The sequence below is a fragment of the Flavivirga aquatica genome, from assembly GCF_001747085.1.
GTDB lineage: Bacteria > Bacteroidota > Bacteroidia > Flavobacteriales > Flavobacteriaceae > Algibacter_C > Algibacter_C aquatica.
Map to the genome: position 1 here is coordinate 241,819 of NZ_MDJD01000007.1, position 25,407 is coordinate 267,225.

The 25,407-nt window shown below is 31.3% G+C and carries 19 protein-coding genes; 5 read left to right on the plus strand and 14 right to left on the minus strand.

Annotated features, from left to right (window positions below):
- Positions 1–16 precede the first annotated feature (16 nt).
- Positions 17–445, plus strand: coding sequence for a Rieske (2Fe-2S) protein (locus tag A8C32_RS01790; RefSeq protein WP_069828736.1), 429 nt, complete (start codon positions 17–19; stop codon positions 443–445).
- Between the two features lie 61 nt (positions 446–506).
- On the opposite strand, the gene A8C32_RS01795 is transcribed toward A8C32_RS01790, so the two are convergent.
- The 8 genes from A8C32_RS01795 to A8C32_RS01830 form a co-directional block, all read right to left on the minus strand.
- Complete coding sequence (locus A8C32_RS01795) at positions 507–2,762, minus strand: TonB-dependent receptor (RefSeq protein WP_069828737.1); 2,256 nt, start codon at positions 2,760–2,762, stop codon at positions 507–509.
- A 246-nt stretch (positions 2,763–3,008) separates the two neighbouring features.
- Entirely contained in the window at positions 3,009–3,419 is a 411-nt protein-coding gene (gene arfB, locus A8C32_RS01800; protein WP_069828738.1) for an alternative ribosome rescue aminoacyl-tRNA hydrolase ArfB, read from the minus strand.
- Positions 3,416–4,963 carry a DUF4301 family protein gene (locus A8C32_RS01805; protein WP_069828739.1) on the minus strand — a complete coding sequence of 516 codons (1,548 nt, stop codon included), beginning with the start codon at positions 4,961–4,963 and terminating at the stop codon, positions 3,416–3,418. Before A8C32_RS01805 ends, arfB begins: the two co-directional genes overlap by 4 nt.
- Positions 4,963–5,529 carry an AAA family ATPase gene (locus A8C32_RS01810; protein ID WP_069828740.1) on the minus strand — a complete coding sequence of 189 codons (567 nt, stop codon included), beginning with the start codon at positions 5,527–5,529 and terminating at the stop codon, positions 4,963–4,965. The genes A8C32_RS01805 and A8C32_RS01810 overlap by 1 nt, the downstream gene beginning before the upstream one ends.
- Positions 5,490–6,122: a nicotinamide riboside transporter PnuC gene (gene pnuC, locus A8C32_RS01815; RefSeq protein ID WP_069828741.1), complete on the minus strand. Its 633-nt coding sequence runs from the start codon at positions 6,120–6,122 to the stop codon at positions 5,490–5,492. The genes A8C32_RS01810 and pnuC overlap by 40 nt, the downstream gene beginning before the upstream one ends.
- Positions 6,106–6,366 (minus strand): thiamine-binding protein, encoded by a 261-nt coding sequence (locus tag A8C32_RS01820; protein WP_069828742.1) that lies wholly within the window; start codon positions 6,364–6,366, stop codon positions 6,106–6,108. The genes pnuC and A8C32_RS01820 overlap by 17 nt, the downstream gene beginning before the upstream one ends.
- Positions 6,367–6,484: 118 nt before the next feature.
- Positions 6,485–7,210 (minus strand): phosphoglycerol geranylgeranyltransferase, encoded by a 726-nt coding sequence (locus tag A8C32_RS01825; protein ID WP_069828743.1) that lies wholly within the window; start codon positions 7,208–7,210, stop codon positions 6,485–6,487.
- 1 nt (position 7,211) lies between these two features.
- Complete coding sequence (locus tag A8C32_RS01830) at positions 7,212–7,838, minus strand: 4'-phosphopantetheinyl transferase family protein (protein WP_069828744.1); 627 nt, start codon at positions 7,836–7,838, stop codon at positions 7,212–7,214.
- A 127-nt stretch (positions 7,839–7,965) separates the two neighbouring features.
- On the opposite strand from A8C32_RS01830, the gene ahcY reads away from it, so the two are divergent.
- Entirely contained in the window at positions 7,966–9,282 is a 1,317-nt protein-coding gene (gene ahcY, locus A8C32_RS01835; protein ID WP_069828745.1) for an adenosylhomocysteinase, read from the plus strand.
- Positions 9,283–9,559: 277 nt separating this feature from the next.
- Here the strand turns inward: ahcY and A8C32_RS01840 are convergent, their stop codons facing one another.
- Complete coding sequence (locus A8C32_RS01840; protein WP_069828746.1) at positions 9,560–10,390, minus strand: type IV pili methyl-accepting chemotaxis transducer N-terminal domain-containing protein; 831 nt, start codon at positions 10,388–10,390, stop codon at positions 9,560–9,562.
- A gap of 190 nt (positions 10,391–10,580) precedes the next feature.
- Positions 10,581–11,030 (minus strand): nucleoside deaminase, encoded by a 450-nt coding sequence (locus A8C32_RS01845; protein ID WP_069828747.1) that lies wholly within the window; start codon positions 11,028–11,030, stop codon positions 10,581–10,583.
- 204 nt (positions 11,031–11,234) lie between these two features.
- Between A8C32_RS01845 and dxs the strand changes: the two genes are divergently transcribed.
- Complete coding sequence (gene dxs / locus A8C32_RS01850) at positions 11,235–13,004, plus strand: 1-deoxy-D-xylulose-5-phosphate synthase (RefSeq protein WP_069828748.1); 1,770 nt, start codon at positions 11,235–11,237, stop codon at positions 13,002–13,004.
- 89 nt (positions 13,005–13,093) lie between these two features.
- Here the strand turns inward: dxs and A8C32_RS01855 are convergent, their stop codons facing one another.
- Both A8C32_RS01855 and A8C32_RS01860 read right to left on the minus strand, forming a co-directional pair.
- Entirely contained in the window at positions 13,094–16,270 is a 3,177-nt protein-coding gene (locus A8C32_RS01855) for a PA domain-containing protein (RefSeq protein ID WP_123803298.1), read from the minus strand.
- Between the two features lie 41 nt (positions 16,271–16,311).
- Entirely contained in the window at positions 16,312–17,658 is a 1,347-nt protein-coding gene (locus tag A8C32_RS01860) for a deoxyguanosinetriphosphate triphosphohydrolase (RefSeq protein ID WP_069828750.1), read from the minus strand.
- A gap of 213 nt (positions 17,659–17,871) precedes the next feature.
- Here A8C32_RS01860 and A8C32_RS01865 point away from each other — a divergent pair, with 213 nt between their 5' ends.
- Together A8C32_RS01865 and A8C32_RS01870 are read left to right on the plus strand one after the other, a co-directional pair.
- A complete protein-coding gene (locus A8C32_RS01865) occupies positions 17,872–20,643 on the plus strand; it encodes a TonB-dependent receptor (protein ID WP_069828751.1) in 2,772 nt (923 codons plus the stop codon).
- A 221-nt stretch (positions 20,644–20,864) separates the two neighbouring features.
- Positions 20,865–22,058, plus strand: coding sequence for a hypothetical protein (locus A8C32_RS01870; protein ID WP_069828752.1), 1,194 nt, complete (start codon positions 20,865–20,867; stop codon positions 22,056–22,058).
- 576 nt (positions 22,059–22,634) lie between these two features.
- Here A8C32_RS01870 and A8C32_RS01875 read toward each other — a convergent pair.
- A complete protein-coding gene (locus A8C32_RS01875) occupies positions 22,635–23,375 on the minus strand; it encodes a succinate dehydrogenase/fumarate reductase iron-sulfur subunit (protein WP_069828753.1) in 741 nt (246 codons plus the stop codon).
- 8 nt (positions 23,376–23,383) lie between these two features.
- The gene (locus tag A8C32_RS01880; protein ID WP_069828754.1) at positions 23,384–25,402 is read right to left on the minus strand and encodes a fumarate reductase/succinate dehydrogenase flavoprotein subunit; all 2,019 of its coding nucleotides are present in this window, start codon (positions 25,400–25,402) and stop codon (positions 23,384–23,386) included.
- Between the last annotated feature and the right edge of the window lie 5 nt (positions 25,403–25,407).

Here is a 25,407-nt window from a genome sequence, read left to right on the forward strand (position 1 = left end):
TAATTTTTTAAGAATTATGAAATCTCTTTTTTCTTTAATATCTCTTAGTATTTTATTGTCTTGCAGTAGTAACTCTGTTGATAATAAAAATTGTAAATTTTTATTAGATGTTGGCGTTAATGTTAATATTGACCTTAGCTTACCTCAATATAGTCAACTTCCTTTTGCGGGTAATTCTATATACATAGCTAATGCTGGAAATGCTGGTATTATTGTTGCCAGTACTGGCGCAGATTTTTTTGCTTGGGATGCTAGTGACCCAAATCACGTACCAAGTTCTTGTTCTGCCCTTACCCCTTCTGGATTGGAAGGTACATGTGGTTGTGATGATGGCAATCAGTATAGCTTAGTAACTGGAGAACCTTTAAAAAACGGTTCTTTACAATGTAGTTTAAGAAACTATCGCGTTGAAAAAAATGGTAATACACTCTTAATTTTTAATTAGTTCACTATAAAAGTCCTTCCCAGAATGAAGAACTTTTATAGTGAACTAATTAATTCTATTATTAAAATTTTAATGTAATACCTGCTAAGAAATTTATTGTTGCTTGCGGATAATAAAAGTTCTCAGTTATAGCTGCATCGTTAGAATTTAATGGTCTATAAAAATAGCTATATGTATAACCATTAGAAACATATTCTGAATCAAATAAATTATTAACTAATACATTAAACGCTATTTCCTTTATCCATTTAGGCTGTATTTTATAAGATAGATTTAAATCGTTTACAAAATAAGCATCTATACTTTTTCTATTGCTAGAAGTATTATCTAAATACTGTTTTCCAACATATTTAGACAACAATGCAACACTTCCATTTTTAATTGGAGCATATGTTAAAGTATTTCCAAAAATAACATTAGGCGAAAATGAAATATCTGTATCTTTAAATTGAGTAATAACAGGCTCATAAGACACACTTTCGAATGTATTTGTATCATATTGCGTATCATAAACTACATAATCAAATTCTTTTATTTTATTTTGACTAAATGTAGCATTAGCATCTATTCTAATTTGCTCTGACACTTTATAACCTGCTTGCAGTTCTATTCCTGCTCTATAACTATTTGCTACATTTTCTCTAATAGGATCTCCTACATCATCTAAATCACCAGTTAAAACTAATTGGTCTTTATAATCCATATAATACAAGTTAGCTATTACATATAAGTTTGATGTTTTTAATTTGTAACCAAATTCAAAATCATACAAACGCTCAGATTTTGGACGTATTGGGTTTTTAGTCAAATCATCGCGATTTGGTTCTCTATTTGCTATAGCAAGAGAGCCATAAACAGTACTGTAATTATCAATTTTATAAGTTAACCCCAGCTTTGGATTAAAAAAGTCAAAGGTTTCTTTTACATTAATATCTAATAAATCTGAACTAGTACCTACTGACTTATAATCGACTCTTCGATATTGTAAATCTAATAATGCAAATAAATTGTCACTAATATCATATTCCGCTTTTATATATGTATTATAATCACTCTTTTCTCCATAACTAAAATAGTAGTTGCTTCTAATAGGTATTAAAGAAGGGAAAGAATCCCATATAACTTCACCAAAATGATCTCCTTTATAAATATTATAACCCCCTCCTAAATATAAGTTTAAAGCGTCTTTTTTATAGTTAAATGAATAAACTAAAGCATAAAAATCATTATCTAACCAGCGTCTTCTAATAACATCTCCTTCATCTGAAGCATTAGAACTATTTGGAAAATAATCACCTAATTCTTCATCATCTTTATATTGTTCAAAATACCCTTTTCCTCTAGTAAAATTACCTGAAAGGTTAGCTGAAAGGTTAGTATTAAACTGATGCGAAACATGTAACTGATAATGTGTTTGTTGATAATTATCGACTTCATTATCATAAGTATAAAAATTATATCTTCTACCAGAGTTTAATAAATTTTGAGTATCAGATTCTGAAGGGAAATTTCTATCAATAAATGCTTTTATCTCATCTCTATCATTATTAACCACAGCCTCTGGCGTTCCGTACCAAGATTGGTAAGTTTCTTCTTTTCCACCAAAAACAATGGCTTTTACCGCTGTTCTTTTGTTTAAAAACCCAGCTTCTAAGTAATACGAATTTAAATCTGCTCTGGCTCTGTCTATATACCCATCACTTTGAATATTAGACAACCTACCTTCTGCATAAAAATTATTCTTTAATCCAGAACCAAAACTAATATTATGTTTTCTAGTTCCAAAACTACCTATAGCATTCGTTGTAGAGGCATATCCTTCACTTGAAGGTTTTAGTGTTTTTATATTTAAACTTGCCCCAAAAGCTCCAGAACCGTTAGTTGATGTACCTACGCCCCTTTGCAATTGAATATCTTCTACAGAGCTTACAAAGTCTGGCATATTTACCCAAAACGTACCTTGACTTTCGGCATCATTATATGGTATGCCATTAATGGTTACATTCACTCTTGTAGCATCGCTACCACGTACACGAATTCCTGTATAACCTACTCCTGCACCTGCATCACTTGTTGTAACAACAGAAGGCAATTGATTTAATAAAATTGGTAAATCTTGACCTAAGTTAACAGATTCTAATTCTACTTTTGTTATATTGGTAAAAGCAACTGGTGTTTTGTCCTTAGCTCTAGTTGCAGAAAGAAGGACTTCGTCTAATTTTTCTGTTTTAGTTGAATCTTGTTGTACTTGATTTTCTTGAGAGTTTACACTAACTGAGAATACAAGTAGTGCCAAAAAAAGAAATAAATTTTTCATTACGATTATATTACAATCGAATAAAAAGAGGTTATTATTCTTTATGCTATTAGTTTAGTTTTGAATGTTTAACTCATTGTTACATATAAAAGTTTATCATACTTTTGTTTATGTTATTTCCCTTAGCAGCATTATCTGCTCAGGTTCAATGGGTATGATCTCAGCCAATAATGGGCACCCCTTTTTGAGAACGGTGCAAATGTAGTAACGAATTATTGATTATCAATTATTTATTGTTAATTATTTTCAATCAACATTAGGCTTTCTCCTATTTATTTTTTTATCAGAAAGCTTACTTTTGTTTTTCAACCTCCTTCTGATAACTGACTTTGGAGTTTTAGTTGGTATGCGTCTTTTTGGGATAATTAAAGCAAATTTTATCAACCTCAAAAAGCGCTTTATGACCAATTCCTTATTTTTATGTTGACTTCTACTTTCATCACATTGTAAAATAAGAATAAAATCTTTTGTTAATCTATGTTGCAATTTTACACGTAGTCTTTCTTTTTGTTCACTATTAAAAACAGATGATTCAAATAAATTAAAAACCAATTCTACTTTTGATGCTACTTTATTTACATGTTGCCCACCACTACCAGAACTACTAATCGCTTTAAATTTTAATTCTCGTAATATAAGTTCTTCATTAAATATCATGACACTTGATGTGCTAGTTTTAGCAAATCATTTACATTTTTTACAGGATTAAAAGTAGATAAAGGGATTTCAATAAAAATAGAATTCCAATATGCCATACTACCATTCCATAATCCAGGAAGTTCTAATGCCTTTATATCTGTTCCATTCTGTGTTTTCATAGTAATAAAAGCTGCTTTGTCGTCTACAAATTTTCTTAAATCAAACTTCTCCCCTCTATAATTTTTAATTGCACAAACTAAATCTGTTGGGTTAAAATGAGTTGCATTTTGAACTATTTTATTTTGCTGTTCATTATCTATATCTATCTGAGCAAATTCAACTATTTGCAATGATATATTTCCATTCTTATCTTTTACCCAAAATGGCCCTCCTCCTGGTTCTCCTTCATTTTTAACCATACCACAAACTCTGATAGGGCGATTTAATTTTTTATATAAATAATCTCTTTTTTCTCTTATATTAAAATCATCAAACCGATCATCAATTTCTACATTCATTTTGTTTGACAAAAACAATGCTATTTCAATAATTTCTTCTTCTAAAACGGAATTACCATCCAGTTTATTTAAAAATTTAAAAGCCTGTTCTTGAATTTCCAAAAGAACACCAGCTAACATTTTTTTATAATCTGATACTTTTTTATTTCGTTTATAAACAACAATATTATCTATGTTTTTTATAAAAACAAGATCATAATCTAACTCATTTAAATTCTCTAATAGAGCTCCATGACCGGCTGGTCTAAATAACAAAGCATCATTTCCATTTCTATATAAATCATTATCTGCCTTGAGAGCAATTGTATTTGTAGATTCTTTTTGAAAAGAAAACGAAATATTAAACTCCATTTTCGTTTTTTCTTGAACTCTCTTAATTATTTCTTCTAAAGTTTCATCAAACTGTTGTTTATGCTTCTCTGAAACCGTAAAGTGTAAATCTGCTTTACTATTAGCAGATGCATAAAGTGCTGCTTCAAATAAATGTTCTTCAAAAGCCGTTGAAACATGAGTCTCATAATCATGAAATGGCAATAATCCTTTTGGGTAATTACTATAATTTAAATGCTCTTCACAAAGCATTGTTTTTATAAACTCTCGATGTTTCTCATCATAAGGCAATTCACTATAATTAGGCACTGCTTTTTTAACTTGACTAAGAACATCTCTATAAAAAGGAAATTTCTCTAAACCACTAACAAATATCCAAAGTGTTTTATTCCTTTTTAAATAGGCATCAAAACGCAAGTCAGATCTATTATATTCATCTAAAAATTTAAATAAAAACTTAAACATACGGGTAGCTGCACCAGATGCTGGTACAAATTTCACCATGTTTATAGAATTTCGTTTTTGTTCAAATAAATCAATGAAATAATCTTGGGATTTATTATTCTTAATTTTAAGAATACCATTACCAATCGTTGCCGCCTCTACTAAATTGGAATAAGTCATTCCTGATTTTATAGTAGTTATCTGAGCATTAACTTTATTAATAGTTAAACCTATATCTTCTATCTGTTCTTGATCTTTTTCTAAAAACATTATTTTCTTTCTAATAACCTGTTAATATGCATAACCGCAGTTTCTAAACGTTCATTTTTATTACCTTTAAGTAGCACATATGGTCTCTTATTTTTAATTAGTTCATTTTCAAAAAATTCAAACATCATTTCTCTATTTTCTGGTCTATCCCTTAAGTCATCAGCTTCCCAAGGAGTATCAATATAAGTTAAAAAATACAAATTATAAGTGTTTTCTTCTGCATATTTTTTTAAAATAGGATCACAGCTTCCTCGATAATAAGCTTCAGAATATACTTTTGTCTCCAATAAATCCGTATCACAAATTAAAACAGAATCTGTTTTTTTAGCAAGCTCATTTTCAAGTTTAATTTGTCCAGCTGCAATAAGCAACAAATCATCTGGCTCACAAGTTTTCCGTTCATTATTCCATTTGTTTTGAAGATATTCACGTGCATATTCTGGAACCCAAACAGAATTATAATGTCGAGCTAACTGACGAGATAGTGTTGTTTTTCCCGTACTTTCAGGACCAAACAATACCACCTTTATGCAGTTCGAAAATTGCTGTTTATATTTTTCTTCCATGCTATATAACCATAAATTGCAATAAATGTAAATCCTAAGTATTGTAAACTAGTAAATGTAAACCCCTTATAAAAATATAGAGGAACAGATATTAAATCACCTACAATCCAAAAAAGCCAATGTTCCAGTTTTCTTCGAGCCATAAGCCACATGCCTACAAAAAATATTGCTGTTGTAATAGTATCAACATATGCTACCCAACTTGTCCATTTATCAAAAAATTGATAAACTAAATAAACAAATAATAATGTTACTAAAAATATAATTGTACTAACTTTTTTTTCTTTAGAAACTGTTCTTGTAATAGGCGTAACATTTAATTTATCTACTTTTAATGTCCAAACATACCAACCATAAAGACTCATTATAAAATAGTAAGCATTTATCATCATATCTCCAAGTAGTTCCCATTTAAACAACAAGTAAACAAAAATCACAGTACTTATTATTCCTGTAGGAAAAACAAAAACATTATTTTCTTTTGAACACCAAACAGATATGAAACCAAAAATGACAGCAATAACCTCTAAAACAACATCATTCAATTCATATCCAGAATATTGCCCAAATAAAAACTCAAAAATGGGGTTCATAATCGTATCTATCAGATTTTACAATTTTTATATATAATAAGCCTTTATCCATAAGTTCAAAAGCTTCTTTTATTTCAAATGTTAATAAATGCATAACCTCATCATAATCACCATAAACTTGAGTACTTAATGGTGTTTCAATTATTTTCAAATTTGAAGCTCTTAGCTTTTTTATAAAATGAATAATCGCCGCCTCATAATCATCATGTAAAGGTGTTAACGTTAATTCTACAGATATTTTCATTTATAATTTATTTTTTATTTCCGTCTTCTATTAAAGCTTTTAATAAACTATAACGAAAATTTTATTTGTTTTATTTAGATGTTAAAACATCTTTACAGTGTCAATATGTTGTAATAATTCACTTAATTAAATCATCAAAAAACGATTCATCTTCCTCAAAAGCTGTGCCAATAACAACTAAATCCGCCCCTGCACTATACGCTTCTTCAATTTCTTTTTTACTCCTAATACCTCCACCAACAATTAATGGAATTTGTAATGATTTTTTAACCCTACTAACAATCTCTTTTGAAATTGGATAAATTGCGCCACTGCCCCCTTCTAAATATATTAATTTCATTCCAAGCAATTCTCCTGTTTTTGCTGTATCAACTATATACTCAATATTACTTCTTAACATTGGACTTGTTCCAGTAACTCTTTCAACAGCTGTTTTTTTCCCACTCTCAATTAAAACATATCCAGTTGGAATCACTTCTAAATTTGTTTTTCTCAACTTCGAAACGGCTTCAACATGCTTACCTATTAAATATTCAGGATTTCTTCCTGAAATTAAAGATAAAAATAAAATAGCATTTGCCTTATCTGTAATTTGAGTTACATCTCCAGGAAATAATATTACAGGTAATTTTGTATGTTTTTTTATTTCTTCAACTAAAACATCTGTAGTATTTACACCAACAGTACTACCTCCAACAAAAACATGAGTTGCTATAGATCTGTTCACTTTACCTATAAAACCTTCAATGTTTTCAATAGAGAATTTATCTGGATCAATTAAAACAGCAAGCAACTTTTCTTGTAGACAAATTGAGGACATTATGTCTTTAAAAATATATTCCATGTTAAGCAATAGCGTATGCACAAGTAAACCCTTCAAATTCTATAAAATGAATATTGTAACGGTATTTTTTTCCATCATAATCAATCCATGCAATAGTTTCATCATCACATATTTCAAAAGGAATAACTAAACAATGTGTTTTAAAACTAAGCCCAGGTGTTGCAAATAGTTTATATAACGACTCTTTCACGCACCAAATAGCTGTTAATTTTTTAATATAATCTTCGGCATCTTTATTTAAATAATTAAACTCGTAGTCAATAAATTTATGAGCTATAACACTAATTTTATCGCGTTGTTTTTCAACATCAATACCAATTATAACATCACTTACTATAACTGCCGAAAAATTAAATGAATGCGTAATAGAAATTTGTTTATTATCTTTTAAATAAGGTTTTCCATTTTCATCATAAAATAAATCATCATCATTGTAGCCAAACTCTTCTAATAAGCATCGAACACTTAAAAACCCACGTTGGTGTAATTCACTTTTCATCGTCAGAACACGTTCTAAATTTTCTGGTTTTAGATTTACCGTCTCCATTAAATCATTATAAGATTCAGTAATCTTCCATATTTTAACAATAGTTTTCGAATTTGGAGTAATGGTTTTATAAAGTGGCATTTAATATTCTAAAAGTTATTAGTTATCTTTGCACAGCCAAATAATTTGGCGTTTTTAACACGCGAATTTAAGTATTTTAAGAACTAAACCAATCATGTTTAGATTTTAACAAAAATAAAAATTAATTATGAGCACAAAAACAACTCCTTACGTAGCAAGTAAAGTTAAAGATATAAAGCTTGCAGATTGGGGACGAAAAGAAATAGAATTAGCTGAGGCTGAAATGCCTGGACTAATGAGTCTTCGTGAAGAATATAAAAATTCACAACCTCTAAAAGGAGCAAGAATAGCTGGATGTTTGCATATGACTATTCAAACAGCTGTTTTAATTGAAACATTACAAGCTTTAGGAGCAGAAGTAACTTGGAGTTCTTGTAACATTTTCTCTACACAAGATCAAGCTGCCGCCGCAATTGCTGCTGCTGGTACTGCTGTTTATGCATGGAAAGACATGACTGAGGAAGAATTTGATTGGTGCATCGAGCAAACTTTATTTTTTGGAGAAGACAAACAACCATTAAATATGATACTTGATGATGGTGGTGATTTAACAAATATGGTTTTAGATAAATACCCAGAACTAGCAGCTGGAATTAATGGCTTATCTGAAGAAACAACAACAGGAGTTCACAGGTTATATGAGCGTGTAAAAAATGGAACATTACCTATGCCTGCAATTAACGTAAACGATTCTGTAACAAAATCTAAATTCGACAACAAATACGGTTGTAAAGAAAGTGCTGTAGATGCTATACGTCGTGCTACAGATCTTATGCTTGCAGGTAAGCGAGTAACTGTTTGTGGTTATGGAGATGTTGGTAAAGGTACTGCTGCTTCTTTTAAAGGTGCAGGAAGTATAGTTACTGTTACAGAAATTGACCCTATTTGTGCTTTACAGGCAGCCATGGATGGTTTTGAAGTTAAAAAACTAGAAACTGTAATTGGTAATACAGATATTGTTATTACAACCACAGGAAATAAAGATATTGTTCAAGGTCGTCATTTTGAAGCATTAAAAGACAAAGCCATTGTTTGTAACATTGGACATTTCGATAATGAAATTGATATGGCTTGGTTAAACGAAAACTATGGTCATACCAAAAACACAATTAAGCCTCAAGTAGATAAATATACTATCGATGGAAAAGATATTATTATCCTTGCTGAAGGTCGTTTAGTAAACTTAGGTTGTGCTACAGGACATCCAAGTTTTGTAATGAGCAACTCATTTACAAACCAGACTTTAGCTCAAATAGAACTTTGGAATAACGCAGACGCTTACAAAAACGAAGTATATATGTTACCAAAAGCTTTAGATGAGAAAGTAGCAAAATTACACTTAGCTAAAATTGGTGTTGAATTAACAGAACTTCGTGAAGAGCAAGCTAGCTACATTGGTGTAACTGTAGATGGTCCATATAAACCTGAGCATTACAGATACTAAAAAAATAGTTAATCGTTCTTAAACATAAAACGATTGCTTCCCTTTTATATATAAAACTAAATCCCAAACATTATTGCTTGGGATTTTTTCATTTTATACCATTACTAATTAAACAAATTATTTATATGGCAATTTTATTTTGGCAGAAAAACCAAAATAAACCGTGCTTTCCGTTATATCTTTTTCTCCTACCTCAAAAAAGGATGCCACTTCAATCACTATCGCAGAAATCACGCTAAGTTTAATTACAAAATAACTATCATTCGTTGTTTTATACTTAATAGGTTTTAGAAACTATCTCATAAATTCCAGTTATTTTATTAAAGCTTTTTGTTAAATCATTAGTAACATTAAAAACATCTTCTAAATCAAATTCTCCATCTAAAAATCCTTTTTTATTAGATTGAATTTTTTCCCACATAGCCATGACTGCCCCTAGTTCCTCTTCAGATTCAGTCGTATTATAACCATTTATTAATAAGTACCCTATAACACCATCAAACTCATCAAAAACTTGACCTAATATTTCCTGATATTCGGTTTTATCTTTTGGAAACATAGTTATAGCTGTATAATATAAACAAAGCCTTTGAGATAACATGCGTTGTTTACCAGATACATTAATGATTTTCATTAATTCTTGATTATTATTTTCAAAAAAACGGTTGTCATAATTTGACCTCGCTTCAATACTCTCTACTAACTCGTGACATGCACTTAATAGCTTAGAGTTTAATTTCATTATCCTTTCAGAATCATTCAAATTCACAGGCGAACTTATTAATATTTTAAACGCTTCCCAAAGCTTGTCAACATTTTTTATATACAGTTTTACAGATGAACTAGTCGCATTTTCTCTTAAAATCTCTAACTGTTTTTTAAAAATAAACTTACTAGAATTAAGTTCTCTTTTTATTTTTTCATTATTTACCCCCTTAGTAAGTAACAAATATGCTTTTGCCATTTTCTGTGAAAGCATTCTTTGTTTTCCAGAAATATTAATTGCCTTATTATAGTCAATCGTTCCATAATTCTGGGACTGTGATGATAACTTATTTATATTCAAAAATACAAACGAAAAAATAATTATAGTATTTTTCAAAACCATATAGATGCTCTTAAATAGTTACAAAGTAAAACTACTTATTTTACTTACAAGAAGCAAGATTAAGAACAATTTGTAGTTAAAAACCTACAATTATTATTGTATTCATATTTTTAATACAACTATTTATAAATTAATCAATTTTATGCTATAAAACCTATAAAAGCACAATAATAAGCAAACAGATATCTTCTTAATTTAAATTTCGCTTTTCAATAAAAAAACGTTTTAAAAGCCCTGAAGCCTCTTCTTCCATTACACCTCCAGTAATTATAGTTTTGGGGTGTAACTTTGTTTTTAAATTTATACAACCACGTTCCATATCTCTAGTTCCATAGACAATTTTAGATATCTGACTCCAATATAATGCACCTGCACACATTTGACATGGCTCTAAAGTAACATACAAGGTACATTTTTGAAGATATTTACCTCCTAAAAAATTTGCTGCAGCTGTAATGGCTTGCATTTCGGCATGAGCAGTGACATCTGTTAATGTTTCCGTTAAATTATGCCCCCTAGCTATAATCCTATTATCAATAACGATAACAGCACCTACAGGAATTTCTCCTTTTTCAAAAGCAGCCTCAGCTTCTTGAAGTGCTTTCTTCATAAAATAGGTATCATCAAATGGTTCTATCATAAAAACAAAAATACAATTTCAAATGGTTTTATATATTAAAGCGAGAGCACCTCACCTTAAGTTAGATAAAGAAGCCATACAAGTCATTAATCTTTTACCAAATTTATACCCGAAGAACAAAATGGAAAGCCTATTAAAATAATATATAGTCTTACCTAGTTATTTTTCAAATAGAAGAACAATAAAATCTTGTACTTTTGTGGTGTGCAAAATTCAATATTATACCATATCAATTCCCCAAAAGAATTACGTCTTTTAAAACAAGAAGACTTACCTCAACTTGCAAAAGAACTTCGCGAATTCATTATTAATATAGTCGCTACTAAAGAAGGCCATTTAGGTGCTAGTTTAGGCGTTATTGAATTAACGATTGCTTTACATTATGTATTTAATACTCCCGAAGACCAACTTATTTGGGATGTTGGACATCAAGCTTATGGACATAAAATTTTAACCGAAAGAAAACATAATTTTCATACCAATAGACGCCTTGGAGGTATTAGCGGTTTTCCTAAACGAGAAGAAAGTGAATACGACACTTTTGGTGTTGGTCATTCTTCTACTTCCATTTCTGCTACCTTAGGAATGGCAATTGCATCACAACTAAAAGGAAAAGACACACATCATGTAGCTGTTATTGGAGATGCAAGTATTGCTAGCGGAATGGCTTTTGAAGGCTTAAATCATGCTGGAGTCACCAACGCAAATATACTAGTTATTTTAAACGACAATGCTATCGGTATAGATCCCAGTGTTGGAGCATTAAAACAATATTTAACCAACGTTAAAAAAGGTACTCAAAAACAAGACAATATATTTGAAGCCCTAAATTTTGACTACTCAGGCCCCATAGATGGACATGATTTAAATCGTATAATTTCAGAATTAAATAGACTAAAAACAGTTAAAGGCCCAAAGTTTTTGCACATCATTACAACTAAAGGCAAAGGCTTAAAACAAGCTGAAGAAAACCAAGTTAAATATCACGCTCCAGGTAAGTTTGATGCTAATACCGGTAATTTAATTCCAAAAAATAAAATTGAACAAGCACCTAAATATCAAGATGTTTTTGGACGTACCATTGTAGAGCTAGCAAAAAAAAATAAAAACATAGTAGGCATTACCCCTGCTATGCCTACAGGAAGCTCGTTAAAGTATATGATGGATGAGATTCCCGACCGTGCTTTCGATGTTGGTATTGCAGAACAACATGCTGTAACCTTAGCTGCAGGTATGGCCGCACAAGGATTAATTCCCTTTTGCAATATTTACTCCACCTTTTTACAGCGTGCTTATGACCAAATTATTCATGATGTAGCCTTACAAAAACTCCCTGTAGTTTTTTGTTTGGATCGTGCAGGGTTAGTAGGTGAAGATGGAGCAACACACCATGGTGTTTTTGATTTAAGCTATTTAAATTGCATTCCTAATCTTATCATTTTTGCTCCGAGAAATGAAATAGAATTACGCAACATTATGTACACCGCTCAATTAGGACTAGATTTACCTATCGCCATTCGTTACCCAAGAGGAAGAGGCATTACTATAAATTGGAAACAGCCTTTTTCTAAAATTGAAATAGGCAAAGGTGTTTTATTAAAAACCGGAAAACATATCGCTATTTTAAGCATTGGAACTATAGCTAAAAATATTAGTCATGCAATTAAAAATTGTGATAATTCAAATATTATTGCACATTATGATATGCGCTTTATAAAACCCTTAGATCACGTTTTACTTCATAATATATTAAAACATCATGATACAATTATTACTGTTGAAGACAACACTATAAAAGGGGGTTTTGGAAGCTCTATTTTAGAATTTATTTCAACTCATAATTATAAAAATAACATTAAAGTATTAGGTATTCCTGACACATTTATTGAACACGGCAACGTAATCCAGTTACAACAAACTATCGGTTTAGATGTAGAAAACTTAACTCAATATATAAATAATATTTTGATGTAAAGCTATTTTAGAAAGAGACAAATATTTAAACAAAAAGAGGAAAGCTTAGGCTTTCCTCTTTTTGTTTAAATAAATTCTATTATTGATTCCTATTTAATAATAACTTTATGTGTATATGGTTTCCTTTTTTCAGACATAAATTTAATAACATAAATACCACTTGACACATTAAGAGATATATCTAAACTTGAACCACTATTAAAATCAACTTTTGATGCATAAACTTCTCTACCATTTAAATCAAAAATATTTAGAGTTCCTTTTTTAATATCAATAGGTGCAGATACTTTAAAATCACCATTCGATACTGTTGGATATACTTTAATTTGAGAAACTGCTTCTTCGTTATTTTCATCAATACTTAATGTTTTTGACAGTAATTTTCCTGAAAAGATTCCTCTTCCATAAGTAGCTGCAAAAACAGTATTATCATCTCTAAGATCTAAATCGGTTACTTTCACATTACTCATCCCATTAAAAGATCGTCTCCATGTTGGATCTGTAGATGAGAAATCATTAGTATACCAAACACCTAGTTCTGTACCTACAAGCACTTCTTCAAGATTTAATGGGTTTTGCAATATAGTTTTAACTGGTAAATCAGGAAGATTGCCTTCTTTAACTTCCCATGAAGTACCTGCATCATCACTATACCAAATATTTTCTACTCCATAATTATGAATAGTTACAAATATATCCGATTCTGTTTGACCAAACTCAATATCAGAAATACTACCAATAAAATTGCCATCTCCAATTTCGGTCCAAACAGGAGAACTTCCATTAGCGCCAGTAATTTTTAAAAGCTTTCCTCTTTCAAGACCAACTAATAATACAGTAGATGACTTTGTAAATGGAGATACTTTAAAAGCTGTTGGACTAGAATTCATTAAATTATCAGATAAAATTGATTTAAGAATACTCGCCCCGCTTAAATCATATCTCCTTATTTGAAAATCTGATCCTTCTGAATAATTTGTATATAGAATATCTAAATTAGAGTCTAATTCTCCTTCATTAATAAAATCACCTCTATTCAAATTTTCTCTATTTACTTCAATCTCAACACCAGATGGATACTCTCTTTTCGTAATTCTATCATTATAAACAGAGTTGTAAATAAAATATGTATCACTCCCATCTTGATCTACTAATGTAGTAGCACCATCACCTCCAGTTGGATTTATTACTGAAGAGTCTATTCCTGAATTTGAATTTTCAAAAAACTGAGTCCCATTATCTTGAGCTCCAGCATAAAAATAATCACCACTAATTGCTGATGTTGGAGCCACACCAACAGTATAAAACTGCGTTACATTTAGCCCTCTATTTCTTCTATTAATTGAAACTCCTGAATTGTTACTATAATACACACCTCCATCATTTCCAAAAAGCATTTTAGTTACATCTCCTTTACCAAAAGTTATAGCGTGATGGTCTGCATGAACCAATGGCTCTCTTAAAGCACGTAAATCATTGTTATTAGACCATTTAGACATTTGTTTCCATGTATCACCTGAATCATTACTTTCAAATAAATCTATTCCACCTAAAAATACATTGTTATCATTCGTAGGGTCTACTTTTATAACCAGATTATAAAATGCTTGTCCTCTTGTAAAATCTGTAGCTGGTATATTTATATCTACATCATCTGGTAAAGGCAAATCTTCTTCACTATTAAACTTATCATTGGTTCTAATAATTTGCACAGCATTAGTACTCTCTGATAGTTCTACCAAAACATAAATTCTTCCTGGGTTTGATTTTGATACTGCTATTTGAGTTCTTCTTCCTTTTGGTATTGTTTTTTCAATACTATATGATGTTCCATTAGTAGAAGATAAAATAACACCGCCTCCTAAACCTGAAGTATTCCTTGTGGTAGCAATCCATATTGTATTATCTGCACCAATTTCTATATCGTTTGGTGTATACACAGCTCCTTCTGATGTTAATGGTAATACAAGTTTAGACCATGTATTTCCATTAGATGAAGATCTATACAAACCATATTCCTCAACTCCAAATAATGAACTAGGAGAACCATCTGTATATCTAGATGATGCTGCAGCTACATAAACTTCACTATTTCCTCCGCCTATGTCTCTTACTTCAACATCGTTAATATGATGAATACCTGGCGTTAAATACCCTGAGGCTACAGGCGAAGAAGATACTGCTTCTATAGTCACATTAACTCCACTTCCTAACTGTGTGATTAAAGCTTGCCCAGCATCCCTAGAAATCATTGCAGAAGGAATAGTAACCGTTCCATCTACCCCTCCAAGAGCTGATGGTGGACCTACTCTATCATTAACAACTAATACAGCTACAGCACCAGCATCTTGAGCATTTTTCACTTTTGCTACAAAAGAACAACTACCTCTTTCTACAACAGCAATATTACCGTTGATTTCAGCTCCATTAGTTAACACAGTACATCCATCTATTACCGTATCGACACCGTCGTTTACTAAAACAAGATCTCCTGTAACAGATGTTAATGACGGTCCAAAATTAGCTCGTGCTAATTGGTATTCTCCTGTAATTAAACTAGATGAATTTACTGTAAGTTTTGCATTTGTAACAAATTTTGTTTCTCCTGTAACACCTCCAAATACTCTAGACCAACTTGTGCCTCCATTTGTAGATTGCCATAGACCATCTCCATTTACATCACCGCCAACATAAGACTCGCCCGTTCCTACATAAAAAACATTAGGCTTTGTAGGATCGTAAGTCATACAAGAAATATTAAGGTTTTCTGGAATATTTACTCTTGTCCAAGTTGATGAAGATGAACTTATATTAATGTTTTTCCATAATCCTCCACTTACTCCTGCTGCGAAAACAGTTTCGTTTGTATTATCATTAGGATCGAACATTAAAGCTCTCACCCTACCACCTACATTATTAGGTCCTCTTTCTATCCATATATTACTCGCTTTATCTCCTGGCACTCTAGCTGTTAAACTAGACCCTAATTGTTTTCGAATTTTGCTAATATTTTCTGGTGTAGGCCTTCCAATTTCAGGATTCATTGTAAGCTCCCATTCTCTTGAAAGATATCTATTGGGAGGTAATCCCATTTCAAATTTTTCTTTTTTTGATAAATTTTTATTTAATTTAAATGGACTTTTATCTAAAAACTCATTATGTTTAGCTTTTAGATTACTAACTACATCTTCCTTAGGAGTATTTAAAATACATGCTAAAGCGATGATTAATGTTAATAATGAGATACTTAATAAGGTTTTCTTCACTGTATATTGGGTTAAATTTAAAAATAAGGATTTAATTAGTCTCAAACAAAATCAAAACCTTTCATTTTTTTGTAGGTTAATATTGCTTTACTGTCAGAAAGCAAAGATATATAATAACAAACACTTGATAAACGCTTATATAAACTAGCTTGATTATTATAAATCATTTGGCGAGGTAAACTTTTCATTATCAGTTTATCATAATTTGAAGCAATCCCCTCAAAACAATTATTTACAGCTCTTGTATATGTACTTAATAATGTATTTATCACACTATATCCTGCTATCTCCTTTTCTATAACGTCTTTACTTTGATAAACTTGTTCTACGCTTATTTTTATAATATCTTTTATTTGAGCTTCATATTTACTTTTATCTAATAATGCACAATCAAAATCACCACTTAAGATAGCTTCTTCATGTTTCATAAATATATCTACAGCTTCATCTATTAGCGTTCCAATAGCCAAAGCTCTTAAATAACTTAAACGATCTTCCTTGCTTTTAAGCGCATGGTATTTTTCAGTTTTAATTTTATCTCTTACTATATTAATTAAATATTCAAGTGCAAATTCTTCCTGGATTAGTCCTAGATTAATACCATCTTCGAAATCAATTATAGTATAACAAATATCGTCTGCCGCTTCTACTAAGAAAGCCAGTGGGTGTCTAGAAAAACTCAAATCATCATCACCTCTTTTTAACAAACCTAATTCATTAGCTATATCTATAAAAGCATCTTTTTCGGATTGAAAAAAACCATACTTTTTATCTGCTATATGTTTTGTTGGTTTCTTTGGAAGTGATTCTTTTGGATACTTCATAAACGTACCAAGAGTTGCATAACTCAAACGTAATCCACCATCACGCCCCTCTCTACTTTCAGTTAATATTTTAAAACCATTTGCATTACCTTCAAAATCACATAAATCTTGATATTCTTTATCTGTAAGTTTATCTTTAAATTGCTTACCCTCTCCTGTTTTAAAAAATTCACCAATAGCTTTTTCTCCTGAATGCCCAAAAGGCGGATTTCCTATATCGTGAGCTAAAGCTGCAGATGCTACAATAGCTCCAAAATCATTAGGTTGGTAGCCATGTACATTTTGTAAATGAGGATATTTTTCTAATATTTTTTTCCCTGCAAGTCGCCCTAAAGAACGCCCCACAACACTAACTTCTAAACTATGTGTTAATCGCGTATGTACAAAATCTGTTTGCGATAGCGGTATAACTTGTGTTTTATCTTGAAGACTTCTAAATTCTGAAGAAAAAATAATACGATCATAGTCTACCTCAAAACCTAATCGAGTTTCATCTTGTTCTTTTCTTATACGTTTATTAGTATCTCCAAAACGCTTTAAGGATAGTAATTGTTCCCAGTTCATAGTAAATTATTAAGTTCTGGCAAGATACTTAAATTCACGCTTAACCTTTAAAACTTCTACTTTGTTTTTAAATGTTAAAAAATTGTTTCGTAATTATCAACGCAATGTTTTGTTAACATTTAGATAACACTTTTATTACTGTTGTTTAACCTATTAATAACATCGAGTTTATAGGTTCTACCGTTCTTTGCGCCAAGAAACTATATTAACAAAATGAGAAATTTAGTAGTAGTATTTACATTGATTTTAGCGTCTTTTTCGCACGCTCAAAGTACTGGTTCTGTGACAGGTAAACTAACAGATAAAGATTACAATAATGAGCCTTTAGCCTTTGCAAATGTTATCATAAAAGGGACAACAAAAGGAACGACTTCAGACTTTGAAGGACTTTACAAACTTGAAGAACTTCAACCTGGATCTCATATATTACAATTTAGCTTTGTTGGTTACGAAACTCAAGAGATACCTGTAACCATTGTTGCTGGAGAAACCGCAACAGTTAATGTTGTTATGAGTGCTAGTTCGGCTTCATTAGATGAAGTTGTAATTACAACAACAACTAAACGAGAAAGTGAAACTGCCTTGTTGTTGGATCAAAAGAAAGCTGTAAGTATAAAAACAGCTATAGGTGCTCAAGAACTCAGCAAAAAAGCGGTATCTGATGCAGGAGCAGCAACCTTAAAAGTAACTGGTGTAAATAAAAAAGAAGGTTCTAGCAAAATTTATGTAAGAGGCTTAGGTGATAGATACAACAACACAACACTTAATGGCCTTCCTCTGCCTTCTAATGATCCAAGAAACAAAAATATTGATTTATCGTTATTTGGATCAAGCATTATAGAAAGCGTAGGAATATCAAAAGCTTTTTCTTCGTATATGTCTTCTGATGTTGCTGGAGCAAATATTGACATTGTAAGTAAAGAAAACTCAAAAAAATCTTTATTTAAAATTGGAGTTTCTGCTGGAGCCAATACACAAACAACACTTAAAGATTTTAAAGAAATTGATGGAGCTAACTGGCTTGGAGTTAATTCAAACACGAAACACAAAATAAGAAACCTATCAACTTATAGTTTCGACAATAGCTATTCCCCTAATTCTGGAAAAGCGAATCCTAATTTAGGTCTTTCTGTTAATTATGGTAAAAAAATAGCTTTATCAGACGAAAGTAATGTTAGTTTTTTCTTAGTTGGATCATTTAATAATAAATATACATTTCAAGAAGGAGCTTCAGATGCAATTGTTGACATTAATGATAATGCTATTCTTAATGTAGGATCCATATTCGACACTAAAACTTATAAATATAGCGCCTCAAAAATGTTAATGGGTAATATTGCTTATAAAATTAACAACAACCATAAATTAAGTTTTAATCATTTATTTGTTCACTCTAACACTCAAAAAATTCAAGATTTCATTGGAACAACAACTGATGTAGGAAGAGATTCAGATGACAATAGATTAGTAAACGTATTATTGCAAACAGAGATTCAAAATAAGCTTTTTGTAAATCAATTGTTATCTACAAACAAGTTAGGAGAATCAATAGATGTTAATGCTGCTTTAAGTTATAATGCCATTTACAATGATGAACCCGACAGAAGGAAAAATACTTTCATTATCAATAACGACACTAATACAACAAGAATATCTCAAAATGCAGTAAGAGATAACAGTAGGTTTTATGGTAATTTATTTGAAAATAATATTGCAGGAAAACTAAGTATTATAAAATACCTAGGAGAACGTTATGAAAACAAAGGCAAAGTAACTTTAGGTTACAATGGAAGCATTACAGACAGAAAGTTTGATGGTATTTATTTTGATCACAACTTCACAAATCCAAGAAATACTTTTGTAGACATAAACAATTTAGATTCTACTTTTAACCAAAACAACCTTGATAATGCGTTTTTTGGAATAGAAACTTCAAGAGGTAGAAACAGTGATGATGCTGAAACATATCTTCCACAATTATATGATGCTGAAAAAACTATACATGCAGCATATATCGATGCTATGTTTAAGTTCAATGATAAATTCACAGCTAATGTTGGGATTCGTGCTGAAGACATAAAAATGGATATTGAGTGGAGTACTAATATTAGTTTCCCTGGTTTTTCTAGTAATAGTAAAATAGCATTAGATAAACAATACATATTACCTACGCTTAACTTGAAGTATCAAGTTAATGAAAAAATCAATTTAAGAGCATCTGGTGGAGTTACTTACACATACCCACAGTTTAAAGAAATTGCACCTTTTACTTATGAAGGGATTAACTTTCAAGAAAGTGGTAATCCTGCTTTACTTCCTTCAGATAATTATAATGGGGAACTTAAATTTGAATTATTCCCTAATAAAAGTGAATTAATCTCCATAGGTGTATTTGGTAAATTAATCCAAAACTCTATAAACCGTTTAGAAAGAAACTCTGCTATAGAAAGAGATTTTACATTCGACAATTCTGGTGACGCAACAGTTTTTGGAGCTGAACTAGAAGGAAAATTAAATATACTATCTAAAGAAATAGATGATGAAAAATCTCAACATCTAACGATAGGTGGTAATATAACACTAATGAAAACCGAACTTAAATATAACACTACTAATACATTATTTAATTACACAGGAGGCAGTTCTGAATTAGAAGGCGCATCTCCTTTTACAATAAATGCTGATGTTTCATATAGATTTAAAGTAAATGAAAAAGAAACTATTTCTACATTAGTATTTAATTATCAAAGTGATAAAGTATATAGTATTGGAACAAACTTTAAAGAAAACATTGTTGAAAAAGGAGTGCCTTTACTAGACTTTGTTTTTAGTCATAAATTCAATAAAAATTTAAGCGTTAAATTTAATGCTAAAAACTTATTGAACCCTAGTTTTGAAAGATATAGAGATATTCCAGAAAAACTAACAATGAACACATATAAAAGAGGAACTTCAATATCTGCAGGAATAAGCTATAGCTTATAAAAACATAAGCTTCATTATTATAAAAAATCCCTCAAAAATTAAATACTTTTGAGGGTTTTTTATTATACAAGATAACACTAAATAGCTATAGTAAAAAACATTAGCTTAACTTTAGTCTAATTTCTTAACCTAATACTAATATTGGCTTAAAACTTAATTTATACTCTTGAAGTTAATTTGCATTATAATTAACAAAACCTATAAAATAATAAAAAACCAAAATGAAAAATTTAAAAAACTTATTATTAGTTGTAACTATAGTTTCAATTTTCTCTTGTTCTTCTGATGATGATAATAGGTCTATTGACCCAGGTCAGGGAGGAACTCCTATTACAGGTAGTGAGTTAAAAGGAGAACTGACAGAAGACGCTACTTTATTAGCTTCTGTAGCTTATAACCTAACAGGATCTTTAACAGTTAAAACAGGAACAACTTTAACAATAGAGGCTGGTACAATAATTAAAGCTAAAAGCGGTAGAACTGATATATTCTTAGCTGTAGAAAGAGGCGCTAAATTAATAGCCAAAGGTACTGCTGCTAATCCAATTAAATTCACATCTGATGCTAGTTCTCCTAAAGCTGGTGACTGGGGTGGAATTGTAATTGCTGGAAAAGCTATAAGCAACAAAGGTACAGATGTACAATCTGAAGTTGCCGGTTTACTTTATGGAGGCAATGATAATTCTGATAACTCAGGAGAATTAAGCTATGTTATCGCAGAATACACTGGAGCGAAAATAAACGGGGAGCAAGAATTTAATGGAATTTCTTTCTTTGGTGTTGGTAATGGTACAGTAGTAAACAACATAGTTGTAAGCGATGGTAAAGACGATGGTATTGAATTCTTTGGAGGTAGCGTTAATGTAACTAATGTTTACTGTGCTAACATCGGAGATGATATGTTTGATTGGACAGGTGGTTACACAGGAACTATAACAAATGCATTTGGTGTTCGTAATGATGGTTTTGATGAGGCTAGTGAAGACCCAAGAGGTATCGAAGGAGATAGTAATGGTTCTGATGCTACTGCTACACCTATATCTAGACCTACATTAAGAAATGTAACAATACTTAACCTTAATCCTGATGTAGCTCTTAAAGCTGGTGCTGAGATTAGAAGAGGAACTGAGGCTACTATAGATAATGTTCTTTTTGCTGCCTACGGATCTGCTTCTTTTGGTAACAGAATAGATACAAACGATGATAAAGGAAATGGTATTTTAACTATTTCTAATGCTTTTGCTCAAGGAAATGTAGGAGATGACAAAGAAGGTGGTGATATTACAGGTACTGTATCTGTAATTACAGATGGTATCTCTGTTCCTTCAAACAACACTGTTGCTACAAAAGCTGGTGTTGGTGCAGATTTATCTGCTTTCGCTTGGGCTAACCAAGAATTTGTAGTTACTAAATAAGTTTTAGTAAAAAGAAACTTTATAAGTCCTACTAAAAAAAGGTAGACAGCTTTTAATAAAATTAAATCAAACCTGTTAAGCTAGCTTAACAGGTTTTTTATTGTCCATAAAACTTAGATGATTTTACATTAAAGCAAAAATAAGGTCCTTAATTGTTGCAGGATTACAAGTCACTCTTATATCAATTAATTTTAAGCATATCAATGTATTTACTCCCTTCTTATTCTAAGTGTTTGTTTTTTTACTAGGATTTCTTATGGTTTTAGTATAAGATATAAGTCTAGTTTACTTCAATCTAATCTACTATATATCCTTAATCATACCTAAACGCCCCCTTTAATACCATAAGCTTTTTGTGCTTACTTATATCCATAAGTACCTTTATTAACTTCAGATACTAAGGATTATTCTAAGTTTAAAATCACAATCACGTTATGTTAGCTTTATTCTCAATCTGCTGTTATTTCTTATAAATCAGGATATTCTTTAATATATTTCAGAGCAGGCAGATTACTTCACTAAAAAAGCCCATATCAAAAAATGATATGGGCTTTAATATTCTTTTAAATTATAGAATTACACAGAAGCCTTCATAAGCTCTCTATTCATTCTTGCAATATTATCTAATGAAATTCCTTTAGGACATTCCACCTCACAAGCTCCAGTATTAGTACAATTACCAAAACCTTCTAAATCCATTTGAGCGACCATATTTTTAACACGATCTGTAGCTTCTACTTGCCCTTGTGGTAACAATGCATATTGAGATACTTTAGCACCTACAAATAGCATTGCAGAAGAGTTTTTACACGTTGCAACACAAGCTCCACAACCTATACAAGTTGCAGCATCCATAGCTTCATCTGCTGCATGCTTTGAAATTGGAAGTGAATTAGCATCTTGTGTATTTCCAGAGGTATTTACAGATATAAATCCTCCCGCGTGTTGAATTCTATCAAAAGACGTACGATCTACAATTAAATCTTTAATTACAGGGAATGCAGACGCTCTAAATGGCTCTATAAAAATAGTATCACCATCTTTAAACATACGCATGTGTAATTGACATGTTGTAACACCTCTATCCGGTCCATGAGCTTCACCATTTATATATAATGAACACATACCACAAATTCCTTCACGACAATCATGATCAAAAGCGACAGGCTCCCCTCCTTCATTGATAATTTGTTCGTTTAACATATCTAACATTTCTAAGAAAGACATATCTGGAGACACTCCGTCTAGTTTATAATCTACTAAACCTCCTTTATCGTTTGCACCATTTTGGCGCCAAATTTTTAACGTTAATTTCATAATCCTTCTTATTTATATGAACGTTGTTTTAACTCGATATCTTTAAATTCTAACTCCTCTTTATGAAGAACTGCTTTCGCTGGTTCTCCTTTATATTCCCAAGCAGCTACATACGCAAAGTTTTCATCATCACGTTTTGCTTCTCCTTTTTGCGGTCCATCTTCTTCGGCAGATTCTTCACGGAAATGCCCACCACAAGATTCGTTTCTTTCTAAAGCATCTTTTGCAAACAACTCTCCTAATTCTAAAAAGTCTGCTACACGTCCTGCTTTTGCCAATTCTTCGTTATAAGTATCTGCAGTACCAGGTACTTTTACATCTTTCCAGAATTCTTCACGTAACGCTTTAATTTCGGTCATAGCCTCTTTTAACCCTTTTTCATTACGAGCCATACCTACTTTATTCCACATAATTTTCCCCAAACGTTTATGGAAGTGATCAACAGATTTTGTTCCGTTGTTATTAATAAAGAAATCAACTTTCTCTCTCACTTCTTTTTCTGCTTGATCAAACTCAGGAGTATCAGTTGGAATTGTTCCTGTTCTAATATCATTTGATAAATAATCTCCAATTGTATAAGGTAACACGAAATATCCATCTGCCAAACCTTGCATTAAAGCAGAAGCCCCTAAACGGTTAGCACCATGATCAGAGAAGTTTGCTTCACCAATACAGTAACACCCAGGAATGGTAGTCATCAAGTTGTAATCAACCCAAACACCTCCCATTGTATAGTGTACTGCAGGGTAAATCATCATTGGCGTTTCATATGGATTTTCGTCAACAATTTTCTCATACATCTGGAATAAATTACCATACTTAGCCTCTACTACTTTTTTACCTAAGTCTGTAATTAAAGCTTTATTATTTTGATCTAAACCTTTTATTAAGGCTTGTTCTTTTCCATAACGTTCAATAGCAAAAGCAAAATCTAAAAATACTGCCTCACCAGTTTCATTATGCCCAACACCGTAACCAGCATCTGCACGCTCTTTAGCAGCTCGTGATGCTACATCACGTGGTACTAAGTTACCAAAGGCTGGATATCTTCTTTCTAAATAGTAATCTCTATCTTCTTCAGCTATATCTGTAGCTTTCAATTTATGAGCCCTAATAGCTTCAGCATCTTCTTTCTTTTTAGGCACCCATATACGTCCATCATTACGTAAAGATTCAGACATTAATGTTAATTTAGACTGATTCTCTCCGTGCACTGGAATACATGTTGGATGTATTTGCGTATAACAAGGGTTTGCAAAGTGCGCTCCCTTTTTATGAATTTTCCATCCAGCAGAAACATTAGATCCCATAGCGTTTGTTGATAAGAAAAATACATTTCCATAACCACCAGAACCAATAACTACTGCATGTGCAGAATGACGCTCAATTTCACCTGTAACTAAGTTACGAGCTATTATCCCTCTTGCTTTACCATCTACAATGACAACATCCATCATTTCATGACGGTTGAACATTTGTATTTTTCCACGTGCAATTTGACGGTTCATTGCAGAGTAAGCTCCTAATAATAATTGTTGCCCTGTTTGTCCTTTCGCATAAAATGTACGAGATACTAATACCCCTCCAAAAGAACGGTTATCTAGTAATCCGCCATAATCACGAGCAAAAGGAACACCTTGTGCGACACATTGATCTATAATATTTGCAGAAACCTCTGCTAAACGATATACATTAGCTTCACGAGCACGGTAATCTCCTCCCTTTACAGTATCATAAAACAATCTGTAAGTTGAATCACCGTCTCCTTGATAATTTTTTGCTGCATTAATACCTCCTTGAGCTGCAATTGAGTGTGCTCTACGCGGAGAATCTTGATAAGCAAATGCTTTTACATTATAACCTAGTTCAGCTAATGTTGCAGCTGCAGAACCTCCTGCTAAACCTGTACCAACCACAATAATGTCGATATTACGTTTATTAGCTGGATTAACTAAGTCTATATGATTTTTATAATCTGTCCATTTATCTTTAATTGGACCCTTTGGTACTTTTGAATCTAAAGCCATACTAT